We start from the raw sequence: 19,950 nt of genomic DNA, 5'->3' as shown, positions 1-19,950 counted from the left end.
AGGATCTGAATGATGAATACATTTTCCACCATGACATCTGTTCGCGCATCGTGGACGCCCGTCCTCGCTGTGGGTCTGGCGACATTCTCTGTGGTCACGACCGAAATGCTGCCGGTGGGGTTACTGACGTCTATCGCCGGGACGCTCAGTATCACCACAGGCCATGCGGGTTTGATGATTTCCCTGCCAGCCTTGCTGGCCGCTTTATTCGCGCCCTTTGTAGTCATTGCCTCGGGCGGAATAGATCGTCGCCGGATACTCTGTGGTCTGCTGGCGTTGCTGGTGATAGCAAACCTTACCTCCGCGCTGGCACCGAATCTGATGATCATGCTGGCCGCCCGGATATTGGTTGGCTTCTGCATGGGCGGAGTATGGGCCATCGCGGGCGGTCTGGCATCGCGTCTGGTTCCGGAGAGCGCGGCTGGCCTGGCGACATCCATTATCTTTGGCGGTGTTGCTGCGGCTTCGGTACTGGGCGTGCCCCTCGGGGCGTTTATTGGCGACGTCATCGGCTGGCGCTGGGCGTTTGCCATCATGGCAATTTTCAGCGCACTGGTGCTGGCACTCCACCTTGCCGTCATTCCGGCGCTGCCCGTGGCGGGTTCCGCTAACATCAGCCAGTTCGTGGATCAACTTGGCAACCGCAAAATACAAGCGGGCTTGCTCCTGACGTTGTTGCTGGTGACAAGCCATTTCACGGCCTTTACCTTTGTGCGCCCGCTGCTGACCGACGTGTCAGGATTTGATGCGCAATGGACAGGAGCCATCCTGTTTGCCTACGGTATTGCCGGTATCGCCGGTAACTTTCTGGCGGGTATCACCGCCGCGCGCCATACGACTATCACGCTGATGGTGATCGCGACAGGACTGGTGTTAACACCATTGCTGTTCATTACTGCGGGGCAATCAGTCACGGGCGGAGGTGCCGTCCTCGTCTTCTGGGGGCTGGCTTACGGCGGGCTTTCTGTCGGACTGATGACCTGGATGATAAAAGCGGCACCCCGCGCCGTGGAGATCGCGGCTGCGCTGTATGTCGGTGTATTTAATGCAGGGATTGCGCTGGGATCATGGGCCGGAGGCCACATCGTCGATACATTCGCGTTAACAGACACCCTTTGGCTGGCCTGTGCGTTAGCGATTGCAGCCTTACTTTTGGCCGTCGTTACTGGCCTGAAACGCAGACAGGCATAATCAGATCGGGGCGGCTATCTGCCTGGCAGTTAACCGCCCCGGTGCCTGCTGTTTTAGTTCCCTGCGACAGATTCGCGTACGAAGTCTTCATAGGTGCGCAGCGGATGCCCTGTGATGGATTGTAACTTTTCAGTCGTTCCCTCTGCTGAGTGCATGCCGTGCATCTGGATACCTGCCATCATCAGGCGCATGTCGTAGGCCAGCCAGCCCGGAGAATATGAGGTGAGCTGTTCTTCAAAAGCGGCGACATCATCACCGCCATAGGTGATCTCTCTGCCCAGAACGGAACTCCAGATTTGCGCAACGGATGCGCCGGTGAGCGGCTGCGGCCCGGTCAGTTCCAGCGTGACGCGTTCCAGCGCAGACGTGGCTCTGTCGCGTCGCAGCAACTCCGCCACAGCGACATCCGCGATATCCCGTGCATCAATCATTGAGACGCCAGCCGATCCGATCGGCATTGGATAGACTGAATAGCTCTGAATGGTCTGCTGAACCATAAGGTCGTTTTGCATAAAGTAAGCCGGACGCAGAATGGTGGCAGGCATATCAAGGCTTTCTATCATGCGTTCAACCGTATGCTTGCCGGTGAAATGCGGCACGTTAGTGAACTTGTCAGAATGAATGACAGACAGATACACGATACGCTCGATGCCCGCCTCGCGAGCCAGATTGAGCGCGATCAGGGCCTGCGTCACCTCGTCGGGCGTGACCGCATTGATCAAAAATAGCGTGCGTACGGATGACAATGCCGCGCGCATTGAAGCGACATCGCTCAGATCTGCAACGACTTCCGTGACCCCTGCGGGGAATTCACGTTTACCTGCCCGACGGACAAGGGCTTTAGCGTCGACACCGGCGTCAGCCAGCCTCTGAATGATCAGTGAACCCACCGTGCCCGTGGCACCTGTAACGAGAATGCTCATAGTTGACTCCTGTAAATACAAAGAAAGATTAACGTGAAAAATCTGCAACAACTTTCCCGGTCCGGGAGGCCGTGCGATGACGTTCGATGGCGTCGGGAAGATCAGCGAATCCCACGATGCCGCCAATTCTGGACTGAAGCGTGCCGCTGGCGACTTCTTTCGCCAGCGTCTCCAGCAATACGGGGTCGGGCTTATTCATAAACCAGAGTCCCCGGCGATTTGCCGGTTTGCGGGAAAGAATGTCCGGTGAGGTGGTGCCGGTGATGACGCCATCCGCGGCCAAAATCAGAACCTGACCTTCTCCCGGTGCGGGTATGTCGATCCCGGCCACTTCCGCCGCCTCAGCCCCGCCGTGGCGTCTGATCAGTACAGCGCGTTGTGTGTTGTTCATTGCAGTTCCTCGTTGCCAGTGTTGATAACGAGACAGTATTCCGTTGCAATAAATAAACAAAGACCTTAAAACAGAGATACCTTGTCTCATAAATGGAACACCATGAACCTGAACGCGCTGTCCGATTTTATACTCGTCGCCACCAATGAGGGGCTGGGGAAGGCAAGCCGTGCGAGCGGCATTTCCAAAGCCACATTATCGCGACGCATCGCCGATCTTGAGGAGCAACTGGGTGTGAGGCTGATCGAGCGCAGCGCTCGCGGTCTGAAGCTTACCGAAGCCGGCGCGACGCTGATGTCACGGACTGAAGGCCTGCTGAGTGAGATGACCGAAGCCATGACGGCGGTCGGTGACGGTGTTTCGACCCCTCGCGGACGTTTGCGCGTCGCCGCTCCCGCCCTTTTTTCCCACCTTGCAATGGGGCGCATTGGAGCCGAATTTTGTGCGGCCTACCCTGAAATTGAAATTGAAATCGTGGCGGAAGATCGCATGGTAGATCTCGTAGAGGAACAATTTGACGTCGCGATCCGAATCAACCCGAGCCCCGACAGCAATTTAGTCGGACGGTGTTTCGCCAGAGACAGGTTAGTTGTCGTGGCAGCGCCCCAATTCGTCAGGCCACTCCCCGGTGCAATAAGGTCAGTGCCCGCCATTGTCACGTCGGGTTTTCAGCCCACTCACTGGGCGCTGGATGAAGGCGAACTGCTGCTGGAGCCGGTTCCCAGACTGCGATTCTCATCATTACTGATGGTCCGGGATGCGGCTATCGCCGGCGGCGGTGCGGCCCTGATCCCGCAGTCCATCGCATGGAGCCAGCTTGCCCGCGGCGAATTGGTTCAGTGGGGCATCGTGTCGGGTCCGGATCGTGCACTGTGGGTATTGCATACATCAAGGCGGCTTGCGGCCCCAAAAGTTCGCGCATTTGTCGATTTTATGTGCGCCCGGTACCCGGACATGTCTCTGGTTCTCAACGGATAACACCGCACAGGCAAACTCTTCGTCAAATTATCAGGCCGTCTGGTAAAGGGAAACAGCCTCCGCTAAGGCTATTTTTTACGCCAAGTGTTCCCTCCCGGCGGGTTGTCACTTCACTGAACTCAAATAAGTATCGCTTCAATAATAATTTTCATTATCATTGCGAGCGGTAACTATCACACCATTCAAATAAATGATTTCAGTGAAGGAATATGTTGCATGAAAAGAATCCTCTGCGTTGCGGGTATGCTGTGCGCCTCGTTAAGCCCCGCTTTCGCGACCACCTACCCGTTAACCCTCGACAACTGTGGTTATAAGCTCACTTTCACTAAAGCCCCTGAGCGCGTTGTCGCGTTAGGTCAAAACACCGTTGAAATTCTGCTGCTGTTAGGGTTACAGGATAAGGTCATCGCAAGCGCATTTTGGCCATCGAAAGTTCTGCCGTCGCTGGCTGAAAAAAACGCTAAAGTGAAAACCCTGACGGTAGAAATTCCTACACTGGAATCCATCCTGGCCCAGGATCCTGATTTTGTCCCCGCGCAGTTACCCTTGTTGCTGGGGCCGGAAAGTAAAGTCGCCAAAAGAGCAGATTTTGATGCCGTCGGCGTAAATAGCTATATGTCTCCGGGAATGTGTGCGACCAAAAAAGACATTGGCGATATGTATGGCAGTCGCCAGAAGCTGTGGGACATGACCTATCTGTATAAAGAAATCGAGGATATGGCCACTATTTTCAACGTTGAAGATCGCGGTCAGGTGCTCATCGCCGACTTTAAAAACCGGGAAGCCACCCTGCGTCAGGCATTCAGTAAAAACCCTAAAGATCTCTCTTTTGTCTTCTGGTTCTCCAGCGCCTCACCTTCCTCTGATGCGTATGTTGGCGGTAAAAACAGCGCATCAGGATTTATCGCCAATGTGTTAGGCGGCCATAACGCCATCACATCGGAAACGGAATGGCCGACCGTCGGCTGGGAAAGCATTATTGCGGCAAACCCGGATGTGATTGTTGTTTCAAGCCTCGACCGTAATCGCTGGGCGCTTGATAACGCGCAGGAAAAAATCAAATTCCTCAAAAGCGATCCTGCCGTCAGCCAGCTGGATGCCGTGCGTAAAAATCATATTGTCGTCATGGACGGGCAAGCAATGAACCCGACTATCCGCACGCTTTACGGCGCTGAGCAGGTTGGCGAACAGCTTAAAAAAATGGGGCTGAATTAATGGCTTCAGCAGTTCATCCCACACGACAAGGGCTGATCCTGACGACCTCGTGTGTTCTCTCCGTGCTGCTTTTGGTGTTGGTGATTGCCTTTGGGGTCAGCGTCGGCGAGCTGTCGATCCCGATGACAAGCGTTTTCCAGGCTATCGGGAATAAAACCGGGATAACCCATGTCCCGCTGAGTCGCATTTATGAAAGCGTCATCTGGGATTTTCGTCTGAGCAGAGCCCTGGTGGCTGCCTGCTGTGGGGCCGGGCTGGCCATCTGCGGTGCGGTACTGCAAAGCCTGCTGAAAAATGCCCTGGCAGAACCTTATGTACTGGGCGTTTCAGCCGGAGCCTCAACCGGCGCGGTGTCTGTGGTCGTGCTCGGCATCGGCACCGGGTCAATCTCCCTTTCCATGGGCGCCTTTGCCGGGGCCTTCGCGGCCTTTGCCTTTGTGACCTTTCTGAGCAACGGCGCACGCGGTGGCAACGATCGCACCATTCTGGCGGGCGTAGCCGCTTCGCAGCTTTTTAACGCGATTACCGCTTACACCATCAGCACTTCCGCCAGTGCTCAACAGGCACGCGACGTCATGTTTTGGTTGCTGGGCAGCTTTAGCGGCGTGAGATGGCCGGAGTTTCAGTTAGTGCTGATCGTTGTCATGCTGGGTTTAGCGCTCTGCCTCTTCTATTCCCGCGCGCTGGACGCGTTTACCTTTGGTGACGACGCTGCGGCCTCGCTGGGTATTTCCGTCCCGCGGGTTCGGTTTATCCTGTTCACCACCACTGCGCTTATCACTGCAACCATTGTCAGTATGGCGGGCTCCATTGGCTTTGTCGGCCTGGTTGTCCCCCACGTTATGCGATTCTTCTTTGGCCCGCTGCACAGAGTATTGCTGATTGCCAGTGCGTTAGCAGGCGCCATTCTGATGGTGCTGGCGGACATCGCCTCGCGGCTGCTGATTGCGCCGCAAAGCTTGCCTGTCGGCGTGGTCACTGCGTTGGTTGGCGTGCCGTTCTTTGCCATTATTATCTACCGCTCGAGGAGTAAGTGATGAGTATCAGCGCGGAAAACGTGACCTGGAAGGTAGGGAAAAAAATCATCGTCAACGACGTGTCTCTCAGGGTTAACCGTGGCGAAACCGTGGGTTTGCTTGGCCCGAATGGTTCGGGAAAATCATCACTGCTGCGCCTCCTGGCAGGATTACGCCGCCCTCACTCCGGATGTGTCGCGCTGGATGGCAAAGACATCAGTCAGATTGCTAAAAAGCAGCTGGCCCGCCGCATTGCCTTCGTAGAGCAGCACGGGATGACGGAAGCGAATATGCGCGTTCGCGATGTCGTAAAACTGGGCCGTATTCCCCACCACACACCCTTTTCTAACTGGAGCGCCCATGATGATGAAACCGTCAATGGTGCACTGGAAAGAGTGGGTATGCTGGATCACAGTGATCAGGGCTGGCAGAGTCTGTCCGGTGGCGAGCGTCAGCGCGTGCACATCGCCAGAGCACTGGCACAGTCACCCACCGAAATTCTGCTGGATGAACCGACAAATCATCTGGATATTCACCACCAGATTCAGCTGATGAAATTGATCAGCGAATTACCGGTGACCAGCCTTGTTGCTATCCACGATCTCAACCATGCGTCGATGTTTTGTGATGCACTGATTGTTATGCAACAAGGCGAAGTGGTTGCCAGAGGAACACCGGATGAAATACTGACAGAGTCACTTCTGCGGGATGTTTTTCGGGTTGAAACCAGAATTGAGATCTCACCCTATCATGGCAAAAAACATATTCACTACATTGTGTAGAATAAGATTTTTCTGTTGCTATCATGCGGCCTGAATACGAATAATCCCTCTTCCTGGAAATGCTGAATAAGGGACGCGGAGCGCGCGCACATGATTATTTACGTCATACCCGCCTGCGGTAGGAAAATAGTATACGTGCTGGATTTTGAGGGCGTAAATTCAATTAGCCGGGCATTTCCGTCCAGTACGGTAATGCCCGCTCAGACAGTGCGAAACGCTGCTGAGTCACGCTAACGTTCAGAAGAGGACATATCCAAACGTTTGGTTGGGGAGATTATTTGCCATCAAAGAAATCGGCAGGCATTTGCCCTGGTGGCATGTTGATAACAGCATCGTTATCAGGGCCTTCATTTTTCATGTAGGTCACCGTAGCAAATTCCGGGATAACGACGTAAGGATATGCCGGTCCTTCATCACGGAATCTGTGCATATCTTCAATAAATTCATTCTGATAGCAGATGGTTTTTTCCGGATGCTGACCTTCACCTGCGATCCATTGCGGGAAGAAGATGGTGCCATGAACAATTTCTCTTTGCAGATCAAACAGCAAGCTGACGCACGTTCCTGTCGGCTCATGCCAGTCAACCTTGTAAATCCCCGGCGCGAACTGCACGGCATTCATCTTTTGATTGGTGACCCAACGGCCACCCACCAGCCCCTGATGAATACGATAATCGCAGGTATTATCGTTACGTGCGTACCATTCATATTTCCACCCATTATCATAGGTATATACGAAATGGGTTCCAACGAACGCAGAAAGATCGTCAGAGATATCCTGTTGCGTATTATTAACCATAACTCACCTTTGTTTTGTATTAAGACTCAAATAGCGCTTAACCTGCACTTAAACGTTTAGACGATCATTCGATATTATTCAACACAAGAGCCGCGTTCAGGCCGCATCTGAAAGGAAGCAAGCTACATAAAATTGAAAGCAAAACGCCGTGGTAAACCCATCAACTTTTTGAAATAAATAGCTCACTTTAGCGGGTGACAACATCCATTATCACAAAAGAAAAGCCGCCGTTCTTTCAGATAAATTACCCATACGTTATTACCGGGATAATTCATCTCATTGTAACAACAGACATTGAAAATTAAACAGACCCACCTGGGGTCAATGTAAAGGGGCACAGTGAATTAGCGCGACATTATTCAGCAGCTTAGGAAGAGAATACAGTTTGCCCGGTGTTACCGCCTCAGGGCTCAAATTCATAAAATTTCGCCATCGGATCATGCGATTATCTTGCACGCGCTGGGAGACTGAAACCCCCATCGTATCAACGCACTGCTTCTGCATTTATCCTTCAGGAAAACAAGATGACGACCTTAAACGAAAGACTGGAATGGCGCTACGCGACCAAAAAATTTGATGCGACGAAAAGTGTCTCTGACGAAAAAATCGACCGTATCGTAGAAGCCGTGCGCCTGGCGCCAACCTCAAGCGGGCTGCAACCCTTTGAACTCTTCGTGGTGACCAACCCGGATATCCGCGCAAAAATCAGAACCGTGGCCTGGGATCAGGCGCAGGTCACCGACTGTTCTCACCTGCTGGTGTTCGCGGCGTGGGACGATATCACCGCAGAGCGGGTGAATATGATGTTCGACCTGACCAATGACATCCGTGGTTTCAAAAATGAAGGGTGGGAAAACTATCGTCAGATGCTGTTGGGCATCGTCGCCGATCGTGGAACCGAAGCCAACTATCAGGCTGCTGCCCGTCAGGCATACATCGGGCTGGGTGCTGCGCTTATCGCCGCCGCGTTTGAAGAAGTCGACGCCACGCCGATGGAAGGGTTTGATCCTACCGTCGTTGATGAAATCCTCGATCTGAAATCGAAGAACTTACGCAGCGTCGTCATGCTGCCGCTGGGATACCGTGCCCACGAAGGTGACTGGCTGGTAAACCTGAAAAAAGTCCGTCGCAGCCGTGAAAACTTCGTAACTGAAATTAAGTAAAACAGAGCACAGGTTGAAAATAAAAATCCACGTCTGGGCGTGGATTTTTATTAAGCTAATGAATTAAAAACCCCGGAAATAACCAACGCACATCACTCTGCCTGCCCGGCACACTCTCCCTCCTTCCCCGTTAAACCGGCTCTGGCCGCTGCGCATTCTCTATGGCTTTTTTCAGTTCCGTTGTGTTCATCCGCACGCAATAACACGGCATGCCGCGCTGAAAGCGCCAGCCTTCGGAAAGTGCACCTGCGTCGAAGGCGTCAAAACCAAATTCATCGTAAAGCCCGGCGACCAGACGTTTCGTTGCCTCATCGTCACCGGCCAGTGGCAATGCGCGACGTGCCGGGTCACCGGCAGGCAGACCGTCGCTTTCAAGATCCGTCATCTGAATGGCGTTGAAGGCCTTGGTGATGTGTGAAAGTGGCAGAAAACTGTGCAGATATTCACTGGTCGTCGTGGACTGCGAATCAAGTTCAGGCACCTGCCCGTCGCGTTCAGGATAATAATTCACTGCATCAATGAGTGATTTCCCCGCAAGCTCTGCTGCCGGAAGTTGCCCGATGGCGGTCAGCGGCACGGCAATCACCACAATGTCACCAAAGAGCGCGGCTTGCGTGGTTGTGCCAATTTCGCATCCGAGCATTGGCCTGAGACTGAACAACGTCTGTGGCCCCCGTGAATTACTGAGCATGACCTGATGGCCGGCCTTGAGCGCCAGTTTTGCCACCGCACGTCCTACGAACCCTGCGCCGATAATGCCGATTTTCATGATTTCACCTTTCAATTGTTGGTCAGAAGGTTAAGAATAATTCGACACCCGGTGTTGATAAATACTCATTATCGGCACAAACAAACAACAAACAGGAGTGAATCGTGGACCGACTGACCAGCATGAATGTTTTCGTCAAAGCCGCTGAGCTGGGTTCGTTCGCTTCGGCGGCGGAGGCATTGCGCCTCTCCCCGCAGATGGTGGCGAAGCATATTTCCCGGCTGGAGTTGCGGCTGGGGACCACGCTGCTCAATCGCACGACCCGTCGCCAGAGCCTGACGGACATTGGCCGCAGTTATTATGAACGCTGTAAAATCGTGCTCGCAGAGGCCGAGGCAGCAGATGCCATCGCGATGGAAATGAAGGCCACCCCCTCCGGTATTATCCGCGTCAATGCTCCGGTGACGTTTGGCGCCTCCATGCTGGCGCCTTTTATTACGCAATATCTGGATCAGTATCCCGGCACGCAGGTCGAGCTGACGCTGACCGATCGCCGGGTGGATCCGATCGAGGAGGGTTATGAGGTGATTGTGCGCATCGGTGAACTGCAAGACAGCCCGCTGATTGCCCATCCGCTGCGTCCTTACCGCCTGATTGCCTGCGCCTCGCCGGAATATCTCGCACAGCACGGCACACCGGCGACACCGGATGCCCTGGCGCTTCACGCCTGCCTGGTGTACGGCGTCTGGTCGCCGCAATCGCCCTGCCGCTGGCTGTTTTTAAAAGACGGAAAAACCTGGGAAGTTCATCCCGAAGGCCGCTTCCGGTCCAACGACTGGCGGGCGCTTTTGCACGCCGCAATCAAAGGCTACGGCGTGACGCTGGGGCCGGAAGACGTATTAAGAGGTGAAATCAGTGCCGGACGGCTGATTCAGGTGCTGCCAGATTACGCATGCCCTTCACGCCCGATGCACGTTCTGACATCACCCGGCTTACGACAGACGGTAAAAATACGCAGTTTTATCAAAGCATTAAACGCTGCGTTTGGCTGATCCCCGAAAGCGCCCGGCACGCTGATATGCCGGTAAAATAAGAAGGCCAGCCCCGCGATGTGCCGGCAGTATTTCAGGGGAAATTGCACCGCATAATATAATTCCTGTCACCAAATGAGTGCGTGGTAATAAAAATCTCACCACTTCGGTGCGTTATTTTAAATAGCCGACGCCGATTGTTTCTTTTTTGAACGCAATCGATTACCTGTGCGCAACGGAATGAAAAAATAGAATGAGTTTTGTGAGGTTGCTGTTATAGTTCGCGCTTTAAAACACCACTCACATCCATTGGAATCTCGATGACGTCAAATATATTGCATTTTTTACTTAGCCTTATAATGATATTCGGTATTGGCTGGTTGATTAGCTACAACAAACGCGGTGTTAAGCTGCGCTACGTCGTGCAAATTTTGGTGATCGAAATCGTGCTGGCCTGGGTTCTGCTGTACAGCCAGGCGGGCGTTTACCTGATTTCCGGCCTCTCCGGCGTGTTCACTAACCTGATGAGCTATGCGCGTGTAGGGACTGATTTCGTCTTCGGCGGTCTGGTTAATGATAATCAGTTCAGCTTCTTCTTATTCGTATTATGTCCAATCATCTTTATTTCCGCGCTGATTGGTATTCTCCAGCACCTGCGTATATTACCGCTAATGATTAAAGGGATCGGTTATCTGTTATCTAAGATTAACGGAATGCCACGCCTGGAATCATTTAATGCCGTGAGTTCTTTATTGGTAGGCCAGTCTGAAAACTTTATCGCTATTAAAGATATTGTTCCGCACCTGAATGAACGCCGCATGTATACATTATCGGCGACCGCCATTTCCACCGTGTCCATGTCGATTGTCGGTTCTTACATGACCCTGCTTGAGCCGCGTTATGTCATGCTTTCGCTGATCCTGAATATGCTGTCCACTTTTGCCGTTTTACAGGTGGTGAACCCGTATTCTGATGAAGCCGATAACGAAATGCCTAAACTCAATGTACCGAAACACAGCTTCGTAGAAATGCTGGGCGAGTACATCATGGCGGGCTTCAAAATGGCGATGATCGTGGCGGCCATGCTGGTGGGTTTCAACGCCCTGCTGGCGATGATCAATGCCATCTTCATGGGCGGTTTTGGTAAGAGCTTCCAGGACATCATCGGTTATCTGTTCTACCCGATCGCCTGGTTAACCGGCATTGTCAGCCAGGACTCCCTCACCGCAGGCAGTATCATGGGGACGAAAATCGTCGCCAACGAATTCGTGGCGATGTTGCAGATGAAAGATCTGGTTGCGCATCTCGAGCCCCGTACCGTGGCGATCCTGTCCGTCTTCCTGGTGTCTTTCGCTAACATTTCTACCGTCGGTATTATTGCCGGTGCGGTGAAAAGTATCGAAGAAGTTCAGGGCAACATGGTGGCCCGTGCCGCTTTCCGCCTGCTGGTCGGCGCGACGCTGGTCAGCCTGCTGTCGGCGTCCATCGTGGGTCTGGTCTACCGTTAAGCGTTTAAGATAAACGCCCGGAACGTCTGAAAACGTCCGCCCTTCCGGGTGGACGTTTTTGTTTGTGCGGCAGGCACAGGCAGTTTTGCCCCGTCATAAAAAAACCACGCCGGAGCGTGGTTTTTCATTGTTCACCTTATCAATTTATCCCCGCGCCAGCGCGGCCGCGTTTCGTCCCGCCAGAATACCGAAGATGATAATATCAGCCACCGCGTTACCGCCGATGCGGTTTGCACCGTGGATACCGCCCGCCACTTCACCGGCCGCCCAGGCCCCGGTAATCGGCTGTTTCTGGCTATCAAGCACCGCCGTGTCAGTGTTGATGACCACGCCGCCCATCGTATGATGCACGCCCGGCGCGATGCGGATGGCAAAGAATGGCCCCTGATTAAGCGGATGACGCAGCGCAGTGGTGCGCCCAAAATCATCGTCTTTTTTGGCCACCACGAACAGATTGTAACGTTCCAGCGTTTCGGCCAGATCATGCGGGTTCATGTTCAGCTTCACCGCCAGCTCTTCCGGCGTCGGCGCGCTGAGTACAAAGCCTTTGGCGATATACTCGTCAGCCGCTTTGTTGTTTGCCCGCACCTGTTCATCAAAGATCACCCACGCGCTTTTCTCCGGCAGCGCGATGATTTCCGCCGACACTTTGTCACGGGTTTCCATTTCATTGTAGAAACGCTTGCCCGCCTGGCTCACCAGGATCGCCCCGCCGCCGCGAATGGATTCAGAAATCAGGTATGACGTGGTTTGTTCAACGGTCGGGTGGATCTGGATCTCGCCCATATCGACGGTATCCGCCCCGATTTTTTGCAGCATGGCAATGCCGCTGCCGGTGGCGCCTTTATGGTTTGTGGTCACAAAGCCGTCCAGCTCAGGGCGATATTTCACCACCATTTCGCGGTTAGCACTGAAACCGCCGGTCGCCACAATCACGCTTTTGGCATTCAGAATACGGCTGTCGTTGTATTCATCGACCACTTTCACGCCGGTCACTGCGCCGTTTTCATACAGGATTTCCGCCACGGAGGTTTCGAGCAGCACTTCGATATCGCGCTTATTGACGTTTTTCACCAGACCGCTGATCAGGAAGCCGCCGACGGCGGAGCGATCCTGCGGACGGTGGGTACGGTCAATGCTCATCCCGCCGGTGATGGTGATATCGTTCAGCTCGATCTCTTTCGCCGCCAGCCACTCAATGGCTTCCGGTGCCAGCTCAACGAACTCCCTGAGCAGTTCCGGGTTGTTCTTGAACTTGCCGCCTTTCAGGGTTTCGTCATAGAACAGCTCTTTGCTGTCCTCGATGCCTTTGAGTTTCTGGAACCGGGTTTCTGCCGCGTTCATTCCCACAGAGGCTTTGATTGTGTTGCCCCCGATGGTGGGCATTTTTTCGATAATGACGACGTGCGCGCCTTCATCATGCGCCTGAATGGCGGCCGCCAGACCTGCGCCGCCGCTGCCGACGATCACCACATCGAAGTTCTGCGGTGCCTGAGGGTTACCGCCTTCTTCAATCACGTGCTCTTTGCTGGAGGTGGTTAAGGCGCGGGAAACGGCTTTTTTCAGCGCCTCACTCTGGGTCGTCGCGCCGGTGATTGCATCAACGTGCGGGCTGTTGGCAACCAGAATACGTGTGCGCAACTGTTCAAAGGTGGTGGTGAAATCGACGTCGAGGGTGTCATCTTTCACCAGAGTAATATCGGTAATACGGTCGGTATCGAGCGTAACGCTGATTTTCAGCTTCAGCGCTTCGGCTTCCACTTTTTCCTGATATACGCCGGCTTTATATTTACGGCCTGTCACGCTGGTGTCGCGGATCATGGCGTCAACCAGTGAGAAGCGCCACAACGGCTCAGGAATGTTCAGCGCCTCGCGCTTGTTGCTGTCGATGAACAGTTCCAGATGGTCGTTGTTAATAATACGGTCGGCCCAGTCCGGATAGGCGATGCACGCTTTGCCTACCGCGACCAGATCAAAACCGTACTCCAGCCCTTTCTCCGCATCCGCTTTGTTAACCACGCCGCCGACGCCAATCACCGGCACTTTTGCCAGCGTTTCAGAACGCATGGCGCGGTATTTAGTGATGAGCGGTGTCGGGTCGGTGGTGTCTACGATAGAAGGACGCAGCAACTGGCCGACGGAGAAATGCACGTAGTCCAGCCCGCGCGCAGCGAGTTTTTCCAGCAGATACAGTGTGTCGTCAAACCGGATGCCGGGCACTTCCAGCTCTTCCGGCGAGAAACGGTAACCGATAATGAAGTTGTCGTCGGCGAAACGCTTCGCCATTTTGTGGGTGATCTCGAGCACTTCCAGCGGGAATGTGGCTCGCTTATCGCGGTCGCCGCCCCATTTGTCGGTGCGCTGGTTGGAGTTCGGCGAGTAAAACTGCTGGATCAGGTAAGTGTTGGCGCCGTGGATCTCCACGCCGTCGAAACCGGCTTTGATGGCGCGGTTCACCGCATCACCAAATTTGGTGATCATCACATCAACTTCTTCACCGGACAGCTCTTTAGGCGTGGTCGCGCCTTCACGCGGCGCGGCGATGGCGCTGGGTGCGACGGGCGTTCTGCCGCCGATAAGCTCCGGCTCCACCATTCTGCCGCCGTGGTAAATTTGCAAAATGGCTTTAGAGCCTTTTGACTTGATGGCGTCGGCGATTTTTTTCAGACCGGCGATTTTGTTGTCGCTGTCGATGGCAATCGCGCCGGGAAACGCCGGTCCCAGACGATCAATGAAGCAACACTCAACGATGATAGTGCCGATGCTGCCAGCGCGATCGCGGTAATACTCGACCAGCTCACTGGTCACCGTGCCGTCGTAGAAGCCGGTACAGGTGGTCATCGGTGCCATCAGTAAACGGTTTTTCAGCACAGCGCCGTTGGGCAACGTGAGCGGTTTAAGAACCGGGGTGAGCTTATTCATTGTAATCAACTCCAAAATGTAAACGCCTGGATTTCTTTTCGTGGGCGAATGACTTACCGCTAAAATAAGTTATCCGGTGCAGGTGATAAATATAGAAATGCTTTGCTGCTTTCTGCTCATATAGCAGAAATAATGTGATGTAAAAGGTCTGATGGACGGGAGTTGTTTAATTACCCAGCGTTAATGCGAATATCCCCTCCAATTGTTAACCATGAGTTGACAAAAATCAACTTTTGATTAACATGGAAAAACCCACGAACAAAATCAGCAGGTTATGCCCTCAGTTTGGCTTTTGCCAAAATTTACTCTACATTTCATAGAGCAGGTTTTCTGGTCAAAATAATAACCCTACACAATGTAATACTACTGAGTTAAATAGGAATTCATCCGGGCGTCATTCTGGCTGAGGATAATATCCGCCGGGTGCCATAACGCCTGAATGAGAGTATTACGTCTCCCTGTTCGCGAAGAAACATTAATGTATTTCAATTGTCATCGTGAAATATCCACAGCAGTCATTTATTACCAAAACGCAAGCGTAAAAAACATCATAGATATCCGGGGGCGCGATGCTCATTTTCAATAACTGGCAGAAAAAACTATGAAACCCACATCCACTTTGAATGACCCCGCAAAGGCCGCTCCTGCCTCTGCCGGAGTGAAAAAACGTTTGATCATGCTGTTCCTTCCGGTGCTGGTGGCAATTATCCTGCTGCTCACGCCGGTGCCTTCCGGCCTTCAGCCCTATGCCTGGCATTTCTTTGCCATTTTTGTCGGGGTCATTGTGGGGCTGATTTTTGAACCCCTGCCTGGCGCGGTGATCGGCCTGACCGGTGTGGTGGTGATCGCCCTGTTCAGCCAGTGGCTGTTGTTCAGCCCGGCGGAAATCGCCGATCCTAAATTTAAGATGGCGAGCGAGTCGTTTAAATGGGCGGTGAGCGGTTTTGGTAACTCCACGGTCTGGCTGATCTTCGGCGCATTTATGTTCGCCGCAGGCTATGACAAGACCCAGTTTGGCCGCCGTCTGGCGCTGATTCTGGTGAAATACCTTGGCCGTCGCAGCCTGACGCTGGGTTATGCCATCACCTTCGCCGATCTGCTGCTGGCACCGTTCACGCCGTCCAACACCGCGCGCAGCGGCGGGACCATCTACCCGATCATCGCCAACCTGCCGCCGCTTTACGGCTCCAAACCCAATGACCCGAGCGCCCGTAAAATCGGTTCCTACCTGATGTGGGTCGCGATTACCGCCGCCTGTATTACCAGCTCGATGTTCCTGTCGGCGCTTGCGCCAAACCTGCTGGCGCTGGCGCTGGTGAAAAGCATTACCGGATTCGAAATCTCCTGGGGCATGTGGTTCCTCGCCTTCCTGCCGCTCGGCGTTTTGCTGATCCTCACCATGCCGTTACTGGCTTACTGGTTCTATCCGCCGGAAGTGAAGATCAATGATGAAGTGCCGCGCTGGGCCAAAAGTGAACTGGAAAAACTCGGCAAGCTGTCGCGTAACGAAATCCTGCTGCTGGTCTTCGTCTGTTCTGCGCTGCTGATGTGGATTTTCGCCGCCGCCTGGATCGAACCGGCGCTGGCCGCGCTGCTGGTGGTGGTGCTGATGTTGTGGACCGGCGTGCTGAACTGGAACGACATTATCAGCAACAAACCGGCCTGGAATACTTTCGCCTGGTTTGCCACGCTGGTCGCGCTGGCGGATGGTCTGGCCCGCGTTGGCTTTATCGCCTGGCTGGGTAAAGAAGGCGGGCAACTGCTTGACGGTTTCGACCCGCAGGTCGCCGCCGTAATGCTGCTGATTGCCTTCTTCCTGTTGCACTATCTGTTTGCCAGTACCACCGCGCACACCACCGCCCTGTTACCGGCGATGCTGACCATTGCGGCGGCGATCCCCGGCATCAACATGCCGGTTTACTGCCTGATGATGGTGACCTCGCTGGGCGTGATGGGCATCATCACCCCTTACGGTACCGGCCCGAGCCCGATTTACTACGGCAGCGGCTACCTGCCGACGAAAGATTACTGGCGTCTGGGCACCATCTTCGGCGCTATCTTCCTCGGCGGCCTGATGCTCATCGGCTATCCGTGGATGGTACTGATGTTCTGATCCGACAACGGGTTAATCCCTTGCACTGTTTAACCTGATATTTAAACTGATACTTAAACTGATAAAAAAAACGGCCTCCCTTTCGGAAGGCCGTTTTGCTGTCAGACTTGCCGCTCTAAACGTCAGTGCGCCAATGTTTTACGCACTTCGCTTACGTCTTTCGCCGATACTGCTGGCGCCGAGTTGCTCCAGCCCTGACGGATAAAGGTCGCAAGCTGCGCGGCTTCTTCATCGCTCAGACGCGCTGCAAAACCAGGCATCACCAGCGTTGAAGGCGCGCGGGCCGTGGACGGCTGTTGTGCACCGGCGAGGATGGTATGGATAAGCCCGGTCGGATCCTGTGAGTTCACAATCGTGGCCTGATCCAGCTGCGGGAACACGCCCGGCGCGCCCTTTCCGGTCACAAAGTGGCAGGCACCGCAGTTATCCAGATACAGACGCTCGCCTTCGCTGAGGTTTTTCGCCGCCGTCAGTTTCGCTTCGGTCGCGCTGGCTTTCTGCGTGTCTACTGCCGGAACCGGCGGATTGCCGCCCAGGAATTTGAGGTACGCGGCAATGGCTTTAAGATCGTCATCGGTCATGTGCGCGGTACTGTTCTCGACCACCGACGTCATTTCGCCACCCACTGCCGCTTTATCGTTACGCCCTGTCCCGAGATAATCGATAATTTCCTGTTCGTTCCAGTGCGCGACGCCGCGCAGGGAAGGCACATCCCAGTTATTCAGGCTGCCGCCCGCGAGGAAATCAGTGTCGCTGCTGTCGAGCGCTTTTTCGTTCATGCCGAATCCGCGCGGCGTGTGGCAACTGCCGCAGTGCCCCAGACTTTCCACCAGATACGCGCCACGGTTTACCTGCTCTGATGCCCCACCGATTGGCTGGAATGGCTTATCAGACGCAAACGCCCAGTTCCAGAAACGCATGCCCCAGCGCTGACTGAACGGGAAGCTCAGATCCGTTTCCGGTGGCTGTTCTGCGCTCGGTTTTACGCCCTGCATAAAGTAAGCGTAGAGCGCGTGCATGTCTTCATCATTGATTTTGGCGTAATCAGGATACGGCATCGCCGGGTACAAACGGGTGCCGTCCGGCAGAACGCCTTTGCGCACCGCATCCGAGAACTGCGCTTCGGTGTAGCCGCCAATACCGTGGTCTTTGTCCGGGGTGATATTGGTGGAATAAATCGTTCCGAGATTCGAATTGATCGCCAGGCCGCCGGAAAACGCCGGTTTACCCGCCGCCGTGTGGCACGCGCCGCAGTCGCCGAGACGCGCCACATATTCGCCCTGTTTAATCAGCGCCGCGTTGTCAGGCGGTGAACTGTTATCCGCCTGCGCATTCGCCATAAAACCGACACCCAGCAGCAAGGCGTTAGCGATAAATAAACGTTTGAGTTTCATTCTGTTCATCTCCGCTTATGCCTGAACCAGTGGGCCAGGATTTTTAAGATACTGATCTTTGATCGCCTGCGCCGCCATCAGAGTGATCGCGCCGATGGTGTCCGTCGGGTTGGCCTGGAAGTTTTGCGGGAACGCGTTTCCGCCCGGCACAAAGACGTTATGCACATCCCAGCTTTGCAGGAACTTGTTCAGCGCCGAGGTTTTCGGGTTATCGCCCATCACCGCGCCGCCCACGTTGTGCGTGGACACGTATTTGGTCAGGTCAAAGTGCGCGTCCATCGGCAGGAAGCTTTCGCTGTAGCTGTCCGGGTTGAGCTCTTTGGTGATATTGCCGACGATGCCTTTCAGGTATTGCTGCAATTTGAGTTCGTTCTGTTTCCAGTCGAACGTCATGCGCAGCAGCGGATAACCGTATTCATCTTTGTAGTTCGGATCGAGATCCAGATAAATGTCGCGATAAGACTGGCAGGTGGTGGTGATGCTGATTTTCATCGAATGGCCGTACCACTCTTCCATCCCTTCTTTCCAGCCGGTGCCCCACGCAGGCGTGCCTTTTGGCAGCGAGGTGCTGATTGGCGTGCCGGTGGCCTGAGAACTGTGGATCTTCGCGCCGCCGATAAAGCCCAGGGATGCGCCATCGAAATTGCCCGGAGAAATGTCGTTGAACATCTGGCCGGTCGCGCCCGCGGTGGCAAACGGGTTGAAGTTTTTGTCTTTGAAGAACAGCGTCGAACCGCCGTTACTCAGGAACGCATAGTTACGCCCAACCACACCTTCTTCGGTGATCGGGTTGTAAGGTTTGCCGATGCCGGAGAGCAACATCAGGCGCACGTTGCAGAACTGGAAGCTGCTCAGCACCACGATTTTGGCAGGCTGGAAACACTCGTTGCCGTCGGCATCAATATAGATCACGCCTTTGGCGGTTTTCTTGTCATCGTGCAGCTCGACTTTCATCACGTTGGCGTGAACTTCATACGAGAAGTTCTCCATACGTTTGAGCGCGTCCATCACGGCGGTTTGCGGCGAGGCTTTCGAGTAGTTCAGGCACGGATATTTACTGCAATAACCGCAGTAGTTACAGGGTGCGATCTGATTGCCGTACGGGTTGGTCCACGCGCGGGAAACGCACGCCGACGGGTTCGGGAACGGGTGATAGCCCATCTTTTTAGTGACTTCAGCAAACATGCTGCTGTTGAGCGTGTCTTCCAGCGCCGGCAGCGGGTATGGCTCAGAACGCGGACCTTCGAACGGATCGCCGCCTTCCATAATCTGGCCGCGCAGGTTACCGGTCTTACCGGATTGCCCGCAGATGTGCTCAAACTTGGTGTAATACGGCTCGATTTCATCCCAGCTGAACGGGAAATCCATGATCCGCATGTCTTCCTGCAAAATGCCGGGTTTATAAGCTTCGTCGGCGTAGGTTTTGAGTTTTAAATCGGTTGGTGTCGGGCGGATCAGCACCGCAGTCCAGTGCAAACCCGAGCCGCCAACGCCGGTGCCTGGCGCAAATGCGCCCCATTTGCGGGTCGGCAGCGCGGTTTCACTCATGTTGTAACGCACGGTCACCGCGGCCTGCGCCGGGGTCGCCATCACTTTGTTACGTACCGCGTAGGCGTATTCGTCCGCCGGCTTCGGGTAGGCAAATTCTTCATAGCCGCGGTCGCCGCCGCGTTCCAGTGCACGCACCGTCAGGCCCGCCATCGCCAGCTCGATGCTCATCAGCGAGCCCGCCCAGCCGAGGCCGACAACCACAACGTCGACTTCTGGTTTAGTTACTTGTGCCATCTTTTATCCTGTCATTCATCAGAAACGGTA

16 protein-coding genes are annotated in these 19,950 nt (G+C 54.3%); 9 read left to right on the top strand and 7 right to left on the bottom strand.

Going from position 1 to position 19,950, the window contains the following annotated elements:
* The first annotated feature begins 12 nt into the window (after positions 1-12).
* Positions 13-1,191, top strand: a complete 1,179-nt coding sequence (locus J1779_RS03660; RefSeq protein WP_217202926.1) for an MFS transporter — start codon at positions 13-15, stop codon at positions 1,189-1,191.
* 53 nt (positions 1,192-1,244) lie between these two features.
* On the opposite strand, the gene J1779_RS03655 is transcribed toward J1779_RS03660, so the two are convergent.
* Together J1779_RS03655 and J1779_RS03650 are read right to left on the bottom strand one after the other, a co-directional pair.
* Positions 1,245-2,114, bottom strand: a complete 870-nt coding sequence (locus J1779_RS03655) for an NmrA/HSCARG family protein (protein WP_217202902.1) — start codon at positions 2,112-2,114, stop codon at positions 1,245-1,247.
* Positions 2,115-2,142: 28 nt separating this feature from the next.
* Complete coding sequence (locus tag J1779_RS03650) at positions 2,143-2,505, bottom strand: zinc-binding dehydrogenase (RefSeq protein WP_238485053.1); 363 nt, start codon at positions 2,503-2,505, stop codon at positions 2,143-2,145.
* 102 nt (positions 2,506-2,607) lie between these two features.
* Between J1779_RS03650 and J1779_RS03645 the strand changes: the two genes are divergently transcribed.
* The 4 genes from J1779_RS03645 (at position 2,608) to eitC (ending at position 6,496) form a co-directional block, all read left to right on the top strand.
* Positions 2,608-3,483: a LysR family transcriptional regulator gene (locus J1779_RS03645; protein ID WP_217202900.1), complete on the top strand. Its 876-nt coding sequence runs from the start codon at positions 2,608-2,610 to the stop codon at positions 3,481-3,483.
* A 216-nt stretch (positions 3,484-3,699) separates the two neighbouring features.
* Positions 3,700-4,698 carry a siderophore ABC transporter substrate-binding protein EitA gene (eitA, locus tag J1779_RS03640; RefSeq protein WP_056777749.1) on the top strand — a complete coding sequence of 333 codons (999 nt, stop codon included), beginning with the start codon at positions 3,700-3,702 and terminating at the stop codon, positions 4,696-4,698.
* Positions 4,698-5,735: a FecCD family ABC transporter permease gene (locus tag J1779_RS03635; RefSeq protein ID WP_217202899.1), complete on the top strand. Its 1,038-nt coding sequence runs from the start codon at positions 4,698-4,700 to the stop codon at positions 5,733-5,735. Before eitA ends, J1779_RS03635 begins: the two co-directional genes overlap by 1 nt.
* A complete protein-coding gene (gene eitC, locus J1779_RS03630; protein ID WP_217202898.1) occupies positions 5,735-6,496 on the top strand; it encodes a siderophore ABC transporter ATP-binding protein EitC in 762 nt (253 codons plus the stop codon). Before J1779_RS03635 ends, eitC begins: the two co-directional genes overlap by 1 nt.
* A gap of 274 nt (positions 6,497-6,770) precedes the next feature.
* On the opposite strand, the gene J1779_RS03625 is transcribed toward eitC, so the two are convergent.
* Positions 6,771-7,295, bottom strand: a complete 525-nt coding sequence (locus J1779_RS03625) for a phenolic acid decarboxylase (protein ID WP_056777759.1) — start codon at positions 7,293-7,295, stop codon at positions 6,771-6,773.
* A gap of 524 nt (positions 7,296-7,819) precedes the next feature.
* Between J1779_RS03625 and J1779_RS03620 the strand changes: the two genes are divergently transcribed.
* Entirely contained in the window at positions 7,820-8,458 is a 639-nt protein-coding gene (locus J1779_RS03620) for a nitroreductase family protein (protein ID WP_183847005.1), read from the top strand.
* Between the two features lie 130 nt (positions 8,459-8,588).
* Here the strand turns inward: J1779_RS03620 and J1779_RS03615 are convergent, their stop codons facing one another.
* Positions 8,589-9,227 carry an NADPH-dependent F420 reductase gene (locus tag J1779_RS03615; protein WP_217202897.1) on the bottom strand — a complete coding sequence of 213 codons (639 nt, stop codon included), beginning with the start codon at positions 9,225-9,227 and terminating at the stop codon, positions 8,589-8,591.
* Between the two features lie 104 nt (positions 9,228-9,331).
* On the opposite strand from J1779_RS03615, the gene J1779_RS03610 reads away from it, so the two are divergent.
* Both J1779_RS03610 and J1779_RS03605 read left to right on the top strand, forming a co-directional pair.
* Positions 9,332-10,219, top strand: coding sequence for a LysR substrate-binding domain-containing protein (locus J1779_RS03610; RefSeq protein WP_217202896.1), 888 nt, complete (start codon positions 9,332-9,334; stop codon positions 10,217-10,219).
* Between the two features lie 338 nt (positions 10,220-10,557).
* A complete protein-coding gene (locus J1779_RS03605) occupies positions 10,558-11,706 on the top strand; it encodes a NupC/NupG family nucleoside CNT transporter (RefSeq protein WP_274388796.1) in 1,149 nt (382 codons plus the stop codon).
* A gap of 144 nt (positions 11,707-11,850) precedes the next feature.
* On the opposite strand, the gene J1779_RS03600 is transcribed toward J1779_RS03605, so the two are convergent.
* A complete protein-coding gene (locus tag J1779_RS03600; RefSeq protein ID WP_217202895.1) occupies positions 11,851-14,628 on the bottom strand; it encodes a flavocytochrome c in 2,778 nt (925 codons plus the stop codon).
* 601 nt (positions 14,629-15,229) lie between these two features.
* Between J1779_RS03600 and J1779_RS03595 the strand changes: the two genes are divergently transcribed.
* Positions 15,230-16,741 carry an anion permease gene (locus J1779_RS03595; RefSeq protein WP_122095350.1) on the top strand — a complete coding sequence of 504 codons (1,512 nt, stop codon included), beginning with the start codon at positions 15,230-15,232 and terminating at the stop codon, positions 16,739-16,741.
* Between the two features lie 122 nt (positions 16,742-16,863).
* Here the strand turns inward: J1779_RS03595 and J1779_RS03590 are convergent, their stop codons facing one another.
* Positions 16,864-18,135, bottom strand: a complete 1,272-nt coding sequence (locus J1779_RS03590) for a c-type cytochrome (protein WP_420804200.1) — start codon at positions 18,133-18,135, stop codon at positions 16,864-16,866.
* Positions 18,136-18,150: 15 nt separating this feature from the next.
* A complete protein-coding gene (locus tag J1779_RS03585; protein ID WP_122095352.1) occupies positions 18,151-19,920 on the bottom strand; it encodes a GMC family oxidoreductase in 1,770 nt (589 codons plus the stop codon).
* Positions 19,921-19,950: the final 30 nt, after the last annotated feature.

The organism is Rahnella rivi (assembly GCF_019049655.1).
GTDB classification, from domain to species: domain Bacteria; phylum Pseudomonadota; class Gammaproteobacteria; order Enterobacterales; family Enterobacteriaceae; genus Rahnella; species Rahnella rivi.
This window is presented reverse-complemented; position numbering and strand designations above follow the sequence as displayed.